At 45.0% G+C, this 14,700-nt stretch carries 12 protein-coding genes and 2 pseudogenes; 4 read left to right on the forward strand and 10 right to left on the reverse strand.

From position 1 onward, the window contains the following. Window positions 1-8: 8 nt before the first annotated feature. The 8 genes and pseudogenes from CW735_RS14145 to CW735_RS14170 form a co-directional block, all read right to left on the reverse strand. Window positions 9-1,118: a PepSY domain-containing protein gene (locus CW735_RS14145; RefSeq protein WP_100972754.1), complete on the reverse strand. Its 1,110-nt coding sequence runs from the start codon at window positions 1,116-1,118 to the stop codon at window positions 9-11. After that, entirely contained in the window at window positions 1,115-1,873 is a 759-nt protein-coding gene (locus CW735_RS14150) for a hypothetical protein (RefSeq protein ID WP_100972755.1), read from the reverse strand. The genes CW735_RS14145 and CW735_RS14150 overlap by 4 nt, the downstream gene beginning before the upstream one ends. Then, a pseudogene (locus CW735_RS14155) lies at window positions 1,863-5,029 on the reverse strand (efflux RND transporter permease subunit). Before CW735_RS14155 ends, CW735_RS14150 begins: the two are co-directional and overlap by 11 nt. Before the next feature lie 179 nt (window positions 5,030-5,208). Continuing rightward, window positions 5,209-6,978, reverse strand: a pseudogene (locus CW735_RS14160) (efflux RND transporter periplasmic adaptor subunit); the annotation flags it as partial. After that, window positions 6,978-7,292: a hypothetical protein gene (locus CW735_RS19945; RefSeq protein ID WP_232368292.1), complete on the reverse strand. Its 315-nt coding sequence runs from the start codon at window positions 7,290-7,292 to the stop codon at window positions 6,978-6,980. The pseudogene CW735_RS14160 and the gene CW735_RS19945, both read right to left, overlap by 1 nt. Beyond that, window positions 7,286-7,585, reverse strand: a complete 300-nt coding sequence (locus CW735_RS19950) for a TolC family protein (protein ID WP_232368293.1) — start codon at window positions 7,583-7,585, stop codon at window positions 7,286-7,288. Before CW735_RS19950 ends, CW735_RS19945 begins: the two co-directional genes overlap by 7 nt. Window positions 7,586-7,705: 120 nt before the next feature. Next, window positions 7,706-8,371 carry a TolC family protein gene (locus CW735_RS19955; RefSeq protein ID WP_232230493.1) on the reverse strand — a complete coding sequence of 222 codons (666 nt, stop codon included), beginning with the start codon at window positions 8,369-8,371 and terminating at the stop codon, window positions 7,706-7,708. Between the two features lie 226 nt (window positions 8,372-8,597). Further along, window positions 8,598-9,032 carry a hypothetical protein gene (locus CW735_RS14170; RefSeq protein ID WP_100972756.1) on the reverse strand — a complete coding sequence of 145 codons (435 nt, stop codon included), beginning with the start codon at window positions 9,030-9,032 and terminating at the stop codon, window positions 8,598-8,600. Between the two features lie 294 nt (window positions 9,033-9,326). Between CW735_RS14170 and CW735_RS20035 the strand changes: the two genes are divergently transcribed. Further along, window positions 9,327-9,461 (forward strand): hypothetical protein, encoded by a 135-nt coding sequence (locus CW735_RS20035; RefSeq protein WP_269748022.1) that lies wholly within the window; start codon window positions 9,327-9,329, stop codon window positions 9,459-9,461. Between the two features lie 132 nt (window positions 9,462-9,593). Here the strand turns inward: CW735_RS20035 and CW735_RS14175 are convergent, their stop codons facing one another. After that, window positions 9,594-11,255: a TonB-dependent receptor domain-containing protein gene (locus tag CW735_RS14175; RefSeq protein ID WP_232368294.1), complete on the reverse strand. Its 1,662-nt coding sequence runs from the start codon at window positions 11,253-11,255 to the stop codon at window positions 9,594-9,596. A gap of 18 nt (window positions 11,256-11,273) precedes the next feature. After that, on the reverse strand, window positions 11,274-11,843 hold the full coding sequence (locus tag CW735_RS19960) for a TonB-dependent receptor plug domain-containing protein (protein ID WP_232368295.1): 570 nt from the start codon (window positions 11,841-11,843) through the stop codon (window positions 11,274-11,276). A 93-nt stretch (window positions 11,844-11,936) separates the two neighbouring features. Here CW735_RS19960 and CW735_RS14180 point away from each other — a divergent pair, with 93 nt between their 5' ends. From CW735_RS14180 to CW735_RS14190, 3 genes are read left to right on the forward strand one after another with little or no spacing between them, the layout of a single operon-like run. After that, window positions 11,937-12,812, forward strand: a complete 876-nt coding sequence (locus tag CW735_RS14180) for a heme/hemin ABC transporter substrate-binding protein (protein WP_071980285.1) — start codon at window positions 11,937-11,939, stop codon at window positions 12,810-12,812. 10 nt (window positions 12,813-12,822) lie between these two features. Then, the gene (locus tag CW735_RS14185; RefSeq protein ID WP_083595294.1) at window positions 12,823-13,929 is read left to right on the forward strand and encodes a FecCD family ABC transporter permease; all 1,107 of its coding nucleotides are present in this window, start codon (window positions 12,823-12,825) and stop codon (window positions 13,927-13,929) included. Beyond that, on the forward strand, window positions 13,922-14,692 hold the full coding sequence (locus tag CW735_RS14190; RefSeq protein WP_044447363.1) for an ATP-binding cassette domain-containing protein: 771 nt from the start codon (window positions 13,922-13,924) through the stop codon (window positions 14,690-14,692). The genes CW735_RS14185 and CW735_RS14190 overlap by 8 nt, the downstream gene beginning before the upstream one ends. The last annotated feature ends 8 nt before the right edge of the window (window positions 14,693-14,700 follow it).

Below are 14,700 nucleotides of genomic sequence, written 5' to 3' on the forward strand. Positions count from 1 at the left end.
CGCAATACCTAGTCCTGACGCTTTGTCGCAAAGCCTGTCACGCTCACATCAATTACACCGGTGACTTCAGAAGCTTTATGCTGACAGGCAAGCCGAACACCCTCAGCTAATTCAGTTGCTGACAAAAGCCTACGTTCAGTAGGAGCAACGCGAAGCCTGTTTTCAGAAAAGAACTTACATTTACCGCAGGTACCAGCACCATTACACACCGAGGGTATCTCGATACCTACATCCGCAAGCGCATTAAATAAGTTTGCCTCAGATTCTATGCGAGCCGGTGTTGGAGTGTGCGAATGAGATAAAATGACAGAAATAGCCTGTTTATTGTCGTCTCTTTTTAATGAAAATATTCGACGTTGATATCGTTTTGCCAGCAAGGTTACCCCTGTTCCCGAGAGAAATAATGTAACGAAAGCAAAACAAATAATAAGCCAATGATTAAAGCCTCCTGTGTTGGTGTAGTCCATAAAATGCAGTTTAAACATCAGGGCTTTTAATCTGGCATCATCGTTCACATGCTTTAAAACTTGCCCGGTAACACTGTCAATATAAATAGAGGTATTGTTATTGTCATTCGCAGACACCTTCCACATTGGGTTTTGCTGTGCGACATAATCTGAAAAAGGAGGTTGAAGCAGTTTAGGATTGCTTAATTCGCTAGACCCGGAATAAGAAAGTTTTGCTATTTCCAACACCTGTTGGGATGTTAACGCTGCTTTCTCGCCTGTAATGGCATTAAATAGTAACGAATGACGAAGTTGGTAACTATGCTCTCCCTGTCTGCTAATAACATGATAATAGGGGCTCCCCAGCACCCATATGAGCTCTACTTTCTGAGGCGCCACCTCACTTACAGTGTTTAACTTATTGAGAGGAATAAGTTCACTGTCAGTAAAGCTCCGTTTAACACTCACTGGTTCTCTTAGCGCATTACCGCTTGCCTTTTCGTGATCCATAAGGTTGAAATACAACCCAGTTGCAAGCCAAATTAATAGCTGAACGCCCACCAATAATGAAAGCCATTTATGCAAAGAAGCAGTGAATGCAACCTTGGATACGCCGGCGTAAGCGTTAGTAAATGGAGTGCTGAAAGCGGGTTTAAATTTGCTTATCTTCATTTGTTAAAGCCCTTTTCAACCGAGCCCTTTGTTACAGAAGTACGCAAACTAAAATACGTTAAGGCAGCTCCCAACAGTGCAGCGATGACTCCAATTGCTGCGACAAAAAACAAGAACCCGTTTTTTACGTTCTCGCCGTTATCGTAATCCATAATATGAAAACGCCACATCCAATCGAATAAGCGCCAATAATGGTGGCGCTTGGTAACAATTTCTCCGGTTTGCTGACTGATATAAAAGGTAGGAGCTGCAACATTATCGAAAGTGACTTGCCATACGGGTAAATGGCGAGATGAGAGTTCTTCAGGCATGTCTGATGAGAAGCGAATAAGCCGGCTTCCTGTAACTTCATCACTGGCCGCATAGTGATATCGGGCTATAGCAATTGCCGCCGCCTCATTAAGCTTGGGCAATTGCGCTCCAGTTATGGCATCGATGGAAAACGTGTTCGCACCGGTAGCAACGATATAAAAAGGCGCTCCCATTCGCTGGGTAAGCGATATAGCTCTGGCGTTTGGATATTCAGCCACCAGCGCACTCATGGGAAACTCAATATTTCCTAAGTCGAGTTTTTCGTCATCATCTTTTACCAGCGACTCCCCGTGTATATAGTGAATGTTCATACTTACCATATACACACCGGTTATCGACCAAAAAAGAAATTGCACCCCCACCCCAGCCATCAACCATCGGTGGTATTTTCTCGCTTTTTTTAGCCATACCACCGATGTCGACCACGCCGTATTATTCACCATGATTTGATAGTTCGCGATTGAATGCCGATATGTCCGACTTTTTAACTATAGAATACAATGCAGGCACGACAATTAACGTTAAAAGTACTGCGCTTGTCATGCCGCCAACCATAGGCGCGGCTATTCTACTCATTATTTCTGAGCCTGTTCCCGTACCATATAGAATAGGTAACAGACCCAATATAATCGTTGCTACCGTCATCATAACAGGGCGAACTCGTAATCCCGCGCCATGAACAAGCGCATTACGGTACGCGTCGGCCGATATTGGCGCATTATTCTCGCTCGCATTTCCTTTCAGCTCGTTGACTGCTTGATTTAAGTAAACCAACATAATAACGCCTATTTCTACAGCTACACCGGCTAGTGCTATAAAACCCACACCGACGGCTACGGAAAAATTAAAGCCTTCAAAGTACATCAACCAAAGTCCACCTATCATAGCCATGGGGAGCGTTACTATGATGATTGCCACCTCACTAAACGCTTTAAAATTAAGATAGAGTAAAATAACAATAATGGCGAAAGTTAATGGAAGCACATAAGACAGTTTTTCTTTTGCTCTCTCCATGTACTCGTATTGACCAGCCCATGTAATAGAGTAGCCAACTGGAAGGTCGAGCGTCTTTGAGAGGTAAGCTTTCGCATTAACAACGTAGGTTCCTACATCCACACCTTCTATATCAATAAACGTCCATCCATTAATACGGGCGTTTTCACTTTTTATTCCCGGCGGACCATCTTCCACACGAATATCAGCCACATCTCCTAAAGCAATGTGTTGTCCATTTGGCGTAACCACGGGTAAACGGGACAGTTGCTCAGGCGAGTCTCTGTAATCCTGCGGATAACGCACATTCACTGGATAACGCTCTTGTCCTTCAACGGTTTGAGTTACATTTATGCCACCAATGGCGGTAGATACTACCTGCTGGACATCATCAATATTCAATCCGTAGCGGCTCGCTTTCTCGCGAGATATATCCACCTTTATGTAACGCCCGCCTGCGACACGTTCAGAATAAACAGACGCCGTACCCTCTACTTCGGGCAATGTATTTTCGATTTGTTGGCCAATCTCCTGGATAACATTGAGATCGGGACCGGCTATTTTAATTCCCACGGAGGTTTTAATCCCGGTAGCCAACATATCGATTCGGGTTTTTATCGGCATTACCCACGCATTGGTTAAGCCAGGGAGTTTTACCAAGCTATCAAACTCTGCTTTTAACGACTCGGTTGTTATTCCTTCTCGCCACTCATCTCTGGGCTTGAGCTGTATAAAGGTTTCAATCATGGTAAGCGGTGCCGGGTCTGTGGCGCTCTCTGCCCTGCCCACTTTGCCAAACACACTTTCAACTTCAGGTACTGTTGCAATAAGTTTGTCAGTTTGCTGTAACAGCTGTCGTGCCTTACCTATAGAAATACCAGGATAGGTTGTAGGCATATACATTAAGTCACCTTCATCAAGAGGCGGTATAAACTCGCTACCTATTTTACTTACAGGCCAAAACCCTACCACAGTAATAATGAACGCTAAGGCGATAGTCAATTTGGGAAACTGCATTACCCGCCTTAGAACAGGCATATACAAGGCAATCAGCAATCGATTAAGCGGGTTTTTCTTTTGCGAGATGACTTTGCCCCGAATGAAATATCCCATGAGTACTGGCACTAGAGTAATGGCCAAACCAGCGGCCGCTGCCATAGCATAGGTTTTAGTAAAGGCGAGTGGCGCAAACATTCTGCCCTCTTGCGCTTCAAGGATAAAAACCGGTAAGAAGGAAACGGTTATGATCAGTAAACTAAAAAACAGCGCTGGCCCAACTTCGCTGGCTGCTCTCGATACCACTTCCCATCGATTCTCTCGGTTCAGCGTTTCACCGTTTTGATGTAGATTTTCCATGTGCTTGTGCATATTTTCAATCATCACGATTGCACCATCAGTCATGGCCCCAATGGCAATGGCGATTCCCCCTAAGGACATGATATTGGCATTAATTCCCTGCATATACATGATGATAAAAGCAACCAGTATGCCTAATGGCAACGTAACAATGGCAACCAAAGAGGAACGTAAATGAAAGAGAAATATTGCACAAACTAGCGCTACTACAACTAGCTCTTCTAATAATTTATCCCATAAATTATCAACAGCCCGTTCTATAAGCTTCGAGCGATCGTACACTGGCACTATCTCAACACCCTCGGGAATTGATGCCTTCAGCGAGGCTAGCTTTTCTTTTACTCCATTAATTGTTTGCTGTGCATTTTCGCCAGCGCGCATCACAATAATGCCGCCAACCACCTCACCTTCGCCATTTAATTCGGCTACGCCTCGGCGCATTTGCGGCCCTAGGTTTACATAAGCAACATCGCCGATACGCAGTGGCGTTCCTTGATCATTCAGCCCTAAGGGTATTTTTTCGATGTCATCAATTGACTGAATGTAACCGGTAGCCGTTACCATGTACTCGGCCTCAGCCATTTCAATCACCGAGGCTCCAGCCTCTTTGTTGCCCCTTTGCAGCGCAGTTTGTACGTGAGCTAGCGGAACCTTGTAAGCGCGCAGTTTCTCTGGGTCTACTTGAACCTGATATTGCTTCACCATTTCCCCACAGCCGCCACCTCAGAAACCCCGGGCACAGTTTGAAGCTCGTACTTCAAAAACCAATCTTGAATGCTGCGAAGTTCACCTAAATCATAGGTGTTGCTGGTATCGGTGAGTGCGTATATATACACCCAACCCACACCTGTGGCGTCGGGACCAAGTTGAGGTTTAGCGGATGCTGGAAGACTAGTGGCAACTTGACTTAAGTACTCCAGTACTCGGCTTCTTGCCCAATACACATCGGTGTCGTCGTCGAAAATAACGTACACATAAGAGTCACCAAAAAAAGAATAGCCTCTTACCGTTTGTGCTCCAGGCACCGATAACATTGCGCTAGTTAATGGGAACGTCACCTGATCTTGCACTACCTGCGGTGCCTGCCCTGGATAGCTGGTTTTTATAATCACCTGCACGTCGGACAAATCTGGGATCGCATCCACGGGTGTACTTTTTATTGAATACAGCCCTGCGCCAATAATCATAAGCGTGAGCAAAACCACAAAAATACGATTTTTAATTGACCACCTTATAACAGATTCAATCATGCAAAATGCCCTCTCTTATGCTGAGAGTGGTCTGCGCTATCATGGCTATCGTGGCTATCGTGGCTTTCAGCGCTCTCTCCCCCTTCTTTATGCGCCCTATGAGCATCGTGAGTGTTAGGTGCCTTTTCCGCTTGATGGGCTTTTTTAACACCCGAGGTATCGCTTGCAGAAGAGGCGTCGTGCATACGATGCTGGTTATGCTCACCATGCTGACCATTCATTTCCACTATGATAAAGTCATCGTGTATCTCAAAGGTAAACGTCACCTCGTCATTAACACTGAATTCAGACAGAACAATGTGCTCAGCGGCAATGAAGTCCATTGTCGCAGGTTCTCTTCCCCATTTTTCAATGGCACCTCGGCTAATATTGAGGATTCGGGTGGCGATATTAATATCATTAATAACGCCGTTCACTGTTGCTGATGACACCTCAGGCTCTGACATAATGTGAATGCCAGTGAGAATAACGTTTTCGTTGTCGTCTTTGGTTACCTCAAAATGTAAGGTCTGCCCAGCCTTTAGTGCTTCAAAATCCACGCCGTCGGCAACCATAAAATCCATGGTCATCTCTGGCCAGTCCCAGGCTGTTACTGGGCCGTGAGAAATGTTAACCATACGGTGCCTAGCCATAACGTGGTTAATTTCACCTTCCATCCATACCGACTTCGGGAGTTCTGAAGCGTTCATTCTGGCGAAGTCAGACGTTTTGCTAGATTCAGAGTCGAGTAAAAACTGAGCTGACACTGCAACTTCATCGCCTTCAACGACGCCGTTTACAATTTCAATATATTCGTTGCCCACTCGACCAATATCCACATGAACAGACTTAAACTGACCGTCGCCTAACGCTACTACAACACGATTTTGAGTACCGGTTCGAATAACCGCTGCTTTAGGTACGACAACAACCTCGGAGTTTTCATCTGAAAACATCGTCACGCTGGCAAACATATTGGGCTTTAACTCGTCATTCGTATTATCGAATTTCAATCTTACTCTCAGTGTTCGAGTGCTTTCATTGAGCGAGGGGTAGATGTAATCAACATTACCTTTCCAATCTTTGCCTGGTAAGTAATCGACGGTCATACTCACTGGCAGCCCTTTTTTGACAAGTGCAGCATCTCGTTCAAATATCTCTGCTTCAACCCAAATTTTGTTGAGTTTGGCAATACTAAGCAACGTATTTTCTGGCTTTACATAAAAGCCCTCTCGTATGTTTAACCCGTCTACTACGCCAGATTGGGGGGCATAGAAGGTGATATTTTGCTGCACTTTTAACGTTTTCTCTAAGTTTTGAATTAAACGTTCTGATAGTTGCAGTGCCTTTAATCTGTCTTTTGCTCCGTTTATTAAACCCGTATTTTTGCGCTTGAGCGCTATCACGAGTTCTTCTTGCGCGTTAACTAACTGAGGTGAGTACAACGTGTAAATCGGTTCGCCTTTTTCTACTCTATCGCCCTCAGCTTTTACATGCAGCTTCTCAACCCAGCCTGCTACCCGCGGGTGAATATGCACCATTTCATCCTAATCGTACTGAACATACCCTACGGTTGAAATTTTGCTGTCGATGGGTTCACGTTTTACTGGAGCCGTTTTAACCCCTAAATTATTTACCACATTGGGTGAAATGGTGACTACCCCAGCCCCATTACCTTGGTTATTCTCTGCGTTTCCTTGCTGCCCTTCGTAAACAGGAACCAAATCCATTCCCATGGGTGATTTTCCTGGCCCATCTTTACGATAATTTGGATCCATAGGAGCAACCCAGTAAAGAGGCTCTTTGCTCTGGCTGGTACTTTCACTGTCTTGCGCTGCCGCACTGCCATGCTCTTCCCCTTGAAAGAGCATCAACAGAGCTACGCCTACTACTGCCCCAATGACGATTCCAAAAATCGCTGCTTTTGCTGGCGTAGTAAAAATCTGTGAGCTAGGTGCGTTGTTAGACATTATTTTTCTCCCTCTTGTAGGGTTAAGCCCTGATCTGAGCGATATGTGTTGTTATGAGAATCTGAGAAGAAGTAATTGATTCTTGAGACGGTCTTCAGCGCTTCAACATTTATTTGCAATGACGCTATTCGGGCGTTTAGCACAGCGATTCTCGCTCGTACGACTTCAGCAAAATCGCCGTCATCATTAGTATATACGGTTAAAGAAGCTTCGGCTTGCTCATGGGTTTGTATTAACAACTGCTGCTCATAAATCGCCTGGCGCTCGCGCAAGCGATTTAGCTGCTTTATTTCCTTTTCAACAGCACTTAACATTTTTTTGGTGAGCAGCAGTTTTTCTGTTTTGACTGCTTCAGTATCTGCCACAGAGGCGGCGACTTCTTTGTCTTGTCGTTTTTAGTGAACAAAGGCACATCGAATGATACGCCAACAGAGAAAAAGTCAGCTCTGCTCTGCCCCGATGGCATATCATCTCTGTACCCATAATTAGCGTTACCCCCCCACTGAGGTTTATACTGCTGCTTGGCCAAATCAATCGCTTTTTCAGACACCTTTCTTTTCACTTCTAATGCCTTCACAGCAGGATGTTGCGATAGAGCTCGAGCCATTCGGCTTCTTTTATAAGTGCTCATGTTGGTTATTTCTTGGTTATTTAACGCAATTTTAGGCAGTGTGTTCGATACGGAAAAAGCCAAAGGCTGAGAATCGAAGTTAAAAGCCTCGCCACTTTAATTGCGGCTGTATATATGAAGAAATTCATTCAACTGAGCCACGGCAGATTCCAACGCTTGCTGCTGAACCATTAAACGGTCTTCAAGTTGAATGATTTCAAGGTCGGCGCGGATCACATCTTGCTGTCTTGTATTTCCTACCGTTGAAGCATAATTTGCTCTGGCCACCTCAGACATCTGCTCGAACAAGGCACGATCAGACTCGATAAGGGCGATAGTCTGTTGTGCAAGATAGGCATCAAGCCACAGCTCAGAAACTAGGGTTTCTAATTTCGCCTTTCTGTCTTCCCGCAAAAAAGAAAACTGAGAGGCCTGAATGTTAAGCTGAGCCTCACGAATGGCGAGAGAATCACCTCGGGGAAACATTTGTGCTACGCCAATATTAAATTGGGTCATGGCTTCTTGGTTAAACGCCCACGAATTTGTGGGTAAGTTCATCATGCTTAACGACACTTTAGGGTTAGCCCATGTGTTCGCAGCATCGCTTCTGTATTCTGTCGCTTTCTGATTAAGCTGACTTCCATGAAGCCAAGGATCGTTTTGCTGGGCCCGCGAAATAGCTTGTTCAAGAGAAATGACATTGCGTGTTTGCTCAGCCAACGCAGAATGAGTAATTAACAAAAATCCCATCAGTATCGAGAGACTAAAATAAATGCGATTCATGATACTTGTCCTTTAGAAATAGGCATTTATAGCTTAACGCTGTAGCGCTTACTGGGTAACACGCTTACAACTAGTCGTCCATACGGAAAGTGAGGCCCACCTTTCAACGAACGCGTCAGCTAAATTGGCTAAAAATGCCTATTGTCGGTAAAACTATGCTTAATGATAAAAATTGAATGTGCGACATTTCCACGTTAATCACGAAAAAAAGACGCAATTACCCCGCTTAACTAAAAATAGGGGGCCGATAGAGAAGAGAAGTCACTGATTTTGGGGAGTTCACCTGTTGTGCAGCGATGCGTTCGCTAATTGCTTGTAAGGTGAAATAGTAATGGTATGAAGCTATGATACTCACTGCAGAGCACGCACTTGTTTTACAAACGCACTCTTCAACACAGCAACTTTCTTTATGATCAATGTCTTTAGAAGCACCGTGCAAGGCGTGTTGGTTGTTGTCACTTGCCATTTGCTGATGTGATTGGTGATGTAAGCTACCGTGACGGTCGCCTACATTTGAAACAAGTGCCGAGCCAGATGCTGAGGTAGTTGGCGAGCGAACAGAAAAAACAGCGCAATGCTCAAACACGTACGCAAAAGACTGCCCACTAAAAGCAACAAGCATACTGAAAACAATCAAAAGTTTTGAAAACGCTGTGTTCATAATCCAACCATATACATTCTGCGTAGCAAGAATAGGGCAAACGGTGAATAAAGTAAACGCTGTGTAGCGTTATTCGCGAAGGCTAGCATTGTTCACATCAACAAAAGTTTCCAATAGGGAAAGGTGATAATAAGACAAATTGATAATAGGCGAGGTCGAAATCTAGATGGTTTTCTAGACGGCGTATGGCCTCCTTACATTTTTAGTCTAAATCAGCTATTGAAAATAAAACTTGATCACATAACTGTAATAATGTAAATTTAAATAGTGAAAATTTATCAAAGGGGGCTTAACATGCTAAAGACATTCACGAAGTTATTCAAACGCAAGCACCCATACGCAGTTGCCGCATACGTAGGCCGCAAAAACGCACAACGTATTTTAGATTGTAAAATCGAGAAAAAGTCGAAGCTTCTTGCACACGACTAGCTACTAGCATATGGCTCCGAAAGGAGGATCGCTACCTCGTCAGGTAGCTTGATCACGCTAAACATGAAATCCGATGATTGAGAAATCATCGGATTTTTTTGTGCTTAACTTTTATAGCTTGAGCGCGTATTTCTAAAATTGATAGTTAAGACTAACGGTAAAGTTTCGTCCCGGAGCAGTGAATCTTCCGAGGTTTTCGTTTTCTGTTCGTCCTCGAATTTCTGTACCAATCCACGTTTCTTTATCTGTAATATTAAAAATACCGTAGTTCACATTGAGCGCTTCAGCCAATCTCACGTGTCCTAACAAATCAAAGGTGACATAGCCGGGCGCCTCAAAAAAGCGAGGGACGTCTTCATTTGTGGGTTGCTGCTGACTATCAAAACGCTCTACTGCCGTCGCAACGAACTCTAAAGACCATGGATCTTCTGGCATACCATAACCAATGCCCAGTACCGCTTGCGGTGGAAGAATAGACTCTAATTCCTCTCCGGTAGCCTCATTTTTACTGGTAAGCCATGTGATTGCCGTATTTATTCGTACCCCTTCTAGCGCATCAAAGCGCTCACCTAAAAACCATGTCGCTCTCGCATCTATCCCTTCAATCGTTACCTCAGACAAGTTTTTCGCTTGGAATTCTACTAACCCAGTAGACGGATTAAATCCAACCATTGAGAGCGACTCGATAAAGTTGTCATAGTCGTTATGATAATAACTGACGCTCCAATCTACTTCGGCATTTACTCCACGAAGCCCCACTTCATAACTTTTAACTTGCTCAGGTTCAAGGTCGGGATTGGCCAGCGAGGTGTAACCGCCCGCGAAGTTTGTAAAGCCAACATTAATGTCATCAAATGGCGGTATTCTGAACCCTTCTGCGTACTGTAACCACATGGTCAATCCGTCGGTAAGCTTGTACAAAGTTCCCAATTTTGCAGACACTTCACTGTCGTCAAAAGATGCCGTTTCCACTCCTGGATTCGCTGCCGCAAACAGCGCATCCTCCCTTGGACTTAGTGTAAACTCATCATATCTGACGCCGGGTGAAACCGTTAGTTTACCGTCTAAAAACCTTATTTCATCTTGCACAAAAAACGATAATTCTCTGGCTTCAGACTCTGGAAAATCGCGGGCTGGAAACGCCGTAAACTCAGGTACCTGAACGCCGGTTTCTGTTACAAATGTGGCGCCCTCTCTAAGTGAGGTGCTTTCAGTAAATTGCAATTCACTACCGTAAATTAAATAGTGCTCTCCCCATCCGCTAAACGATTTGTCAAATTGAAGAATTCCGCCGCGAATCCGCTGCTCAAATCGGCTCGAGCGTGTCCGGTCTAATGCGATAGGAGTGGGATCGGTTCGACTAACGGCACCAAATCGTTCTTCTTTAGTATTTTGCAATGTATCGGTTTCTTGCATAAAACCACGTAGTAAAAATTTATCAAACAACGTGTGCTCATTATCGTATTCATAGTTTAATTGAATCCGCGAACGCTCTCTTTCATCATCACCTAAACTCTCGGTAATAAGCACGCCCCTTACCAAGGTATCCACGCTAGACTGAACATCTGTTTGGGTGCTTCCATTTAGCATATCTGCTATGAGCATTAGCCTGTGATGTTCACTTGGCGTGTAAATCAACTTTATCTGGCCACTTGTACTGGTGCTTTCCTGAGGGTCTGCAGCCACTCGTTCACTGCCCGTTTCAGGGCCTTTTGTATAAAAGCTCTCAATTTCATGACCTTGGCGTTCTGTTCCCGAAAGAAGCCACTGCCAATCGCCTGCGTAGCCGGCCAACTGCCCAGTTACCCACCATTAGTCAGAAGCGCTAACGTATCCAGTCTTTAATCGCCCACCAAAACGCTCCCCCTCTGCCACTAAATGTTTAGGATCTTTACTGATAAAAGCAACTACGCCACCAATAGCATCGCTTCCATACAATGTAGAAGCGGGGCCGCGAATAATCTCTGCTTGTTGAAGCATATCAATATCAACAAAATCTCGACGCGCTGAAAGCGCTGGTCCAAAACTAAACTCGTCGGCAATGGGCACACCATCAAGCAGCATAAGCACTCTGTCGCCGTTAATACCGCGAATATTAAAACCGGCCACCCCAAAGCGCCCGCCGCCTTCCACAGACACACCGGGCTCGTAACGCACGAGGTCACGAATATCTGTCATTACCTGTGCGTCAATCTGCTCACTATCAATAACGCTCACATGAGACGTAATTTCATTAATATCACGCTCACTTCGCGTAGCAGATATGGTGATGGTTTCAAACGCAGCATCCTCTGGTATTGCTTCGGCAACACTGACTGAAGACACCAATGCGCTTGCTATACAAAGCGCTAAACGTTTGGGAGAGACAGCACAAATAGACATTAGATTTCCTCTTGTAAAGATTAAAACAATCTGAGAAACTTGATCTTAATGATAACCATTCGCATTTGCAATGGTTAATTTTTAGAGGCTTTTATGAAAAACTTTCAAATATATTTCAAAGGGTTACTTATTTCTCTTTGCTGTTCCAGTGGTTTTGCAACCTTTAGTACTCACGCAGAAAAGCTTGGAAATGAACGTATTGTGAGTGCAGGAGGCAGCGTGACAGAGATACTGTTTGCTCTTGACCTTGGTGCCCAGATCGTTGCTGTCGACACGTCGAGTTTGTATCCCGTTGAAGCCACTACCCTGCCTAAAATAGGATATTACCGTCAGCTTAGCCCGGAAGGCGTTTTAGCCCAAAAGCCAGATATTTTAGTGGGTCACAGCAGCATGGGGCCCGAGGATGTGTTATCACAAATTTCAACAACCGATGTAGAAGTACTTCATGTAGAACACGATTATTCTGTGGAAAGCTTGTATGGTTTAATCGACACCCTTGCAAAGCGTTTTAAGCAAGAGGAAGCAGGAAAAAAACTGATTGCGCATATTTCAAATGAGCTAAATACAGTAAGTTCTGACATCTCTTCACAACCCAATCATTCCAATACAAATACTCTCGCCTTTTTTGCTTCTGTGGGCAGTCGCGGTCTTGTCGCTGCGGGCACCAAGACCATGCCTAGCACACTGTTTAAACTTGCCGGCGCCAATAATGCATTTGCCGATTTAGAAGGCTATAAACCCATATCACCAGAGTCATTGCTGGTGGCAAAGCCCAGCCGCCTGTTTATCCCCTCACACGCTGCGGCAGGACAATCTGTAGAAGAGTTGTGTCAGTTACCCGCATTACGCATGTGGGCCGAACTCACAGGATGCAATATAACCGTGGTTGACCCGCTAGTGTTTATGGGTCTTAGCCCACGATTAGCTAACGGTGTTGCACTAATAAAAGATATGAAAACCTCAAAATAGAGAGTTGCTTATGTCGGAACAAACTTCAGCCATACCAATGCAACCACCCGCGGCCAGAGTCAGCGAAACTCAAAGACTCCTTACACGAGATCACACTCGCTTTATGACTCTTTGCGCCGGTTTACTTATTGTCGCCCCTCTTCTAGTCATGTGGGCCGCCTCGCAGGGCGCTATGTCACTCTCTCTCGAAGCACTATGGCAAAGTATAACGGGTACTGATAACACAGACGCCAATTTACAAATGAAGGTGATGTGGGAAATACGTTTGCCAAGAGTATTGATGAGCCTTATTACTGGCGCAGGGTTAGCAATAAGCGGTGCAGTTATGCAGGGTATTTGTCGAAACCCATTGGCAGATCCTGGCTTAATTGGCGTGTCTTCCGGCGCGGCTCTCTTTGCTGCGGTAGTAATGGTATTTGGTGGTGCGATGGGATTGCCGGCAGTATTGCAGCCATTGTTGCTACCTATCGCTGCATTCACTGGCGCACTTGTAGTAAGCATGTTGGTGTTCAGGCTAGCTCGCACCACCTCAGGTATTAACACTTTATTACTCATATTGGCCGGTGTAGCGATAAACGCACTCGTGGGCACATTAATGGGGCTACTCGCCTATGTTGCTGACGATGGAACCTTGCGCCTAATAACCTTTTGGAGCATGGGAAGCTACGCAGGCGCCAATTGGCAGCAAGTAGGTTTGGTCGCATTGGGCGTGGGCCTTCCTGCAACACTTATGTGGCGATACAAAACCGAACTGACGCTCATGCTAAGTGGAGAGCAAGAGGCGAAATATCTCGGCGTTCCCGTTCAAAAAGTAAAGAGCTACAGCCTATTTGCCGTTGCCTTGCTAACAGCGTGCTGCGTGTGTTTTACCGGCATTGTGGGTTTTGTAGGATTAGTAACACCTCATATTTGCCGCATGGTTGTGGGCCCTGACTTGCGCAAGCTACTCCCCCTATCGGCTCTAACAGGAGCGTTCCTAGTTGGCAGTGCCGATACATTAGCAAGAACCCTTATTATTCCCTCTGAACTGCCTGTGGGGATAGTTACCTCTTGCCTTGGCGTGCCCTTTTTCTTGTACTTACTGCTAAGAGAACGCAAAGGACAATACCATGTTTGAAACAAATAACTTGAGCGTTAGAGTAGGTAACACAACTTTGCTCAACAATGTAACTGTGCATTTTCACTCTAACCAGTTAAGTGCAATTCTGGGGGCCAACGGTGCAGGTAAAAGTACACTGCTTAAAGTACTGTCCGGTGATATAGCACCGTCTTCGGGAACAGTAAGCTTATGCGGTCAAAAGCTTCATGAATGGCCCGCGGATGAACTTGCAACCACTCGAGCGATAATGGCGCAGCAGCGACGTCCGCAATTTGCGTTTACAGTATTGGAATACCTCATGTTAGCTCGTCATGCATGGGTAGAGTCTAAGCAGCAAAGCATTGAATTTACCGACACCATTGTGCAGCGCCTAGAGCTTCAACCTTTTTTACAACGCCCTATTACTCAGCTATCTGGTGGCGAGTGGCAACGCGTGCAATTTGCTCGATCTTGGTTGCAAGTGCTATCCCATGAGGGAGTTAAAAATAAAGTACTGCTGCTTGATGAGCCTACAGCAGCATTAGATATATATCAGCAGGGTCGTTTCTTCTCGCTATTAAAAGAATTTATGACGGAAGGCGGTACCGTTCTTATTGTGTTGCACGATATTAATCAAGCAGCACGTATTGCAGATGCTATGCTTTTATTAAATCAAGGGCATGTTGTTGCATCCGGTCGCACTCAAGACGTTTTCTCAGAATCTCATCTAAATCGCTGTTTTAATGTATCCGGCTCGGTTCAGCATCACGGCGATAATCATGCTTACTTTCACTATTTGTAATAAGGAAT

The organism is Alteromonas sp. MB-3u-76 (genome assembly GCF_002831605.1).
GTDB lineage: Bacteria > Pseudomonadota > Gammaproteobacteria > Enterobacterales > Alteromonadaceae > Alteromonas > Alteromonas hispanica.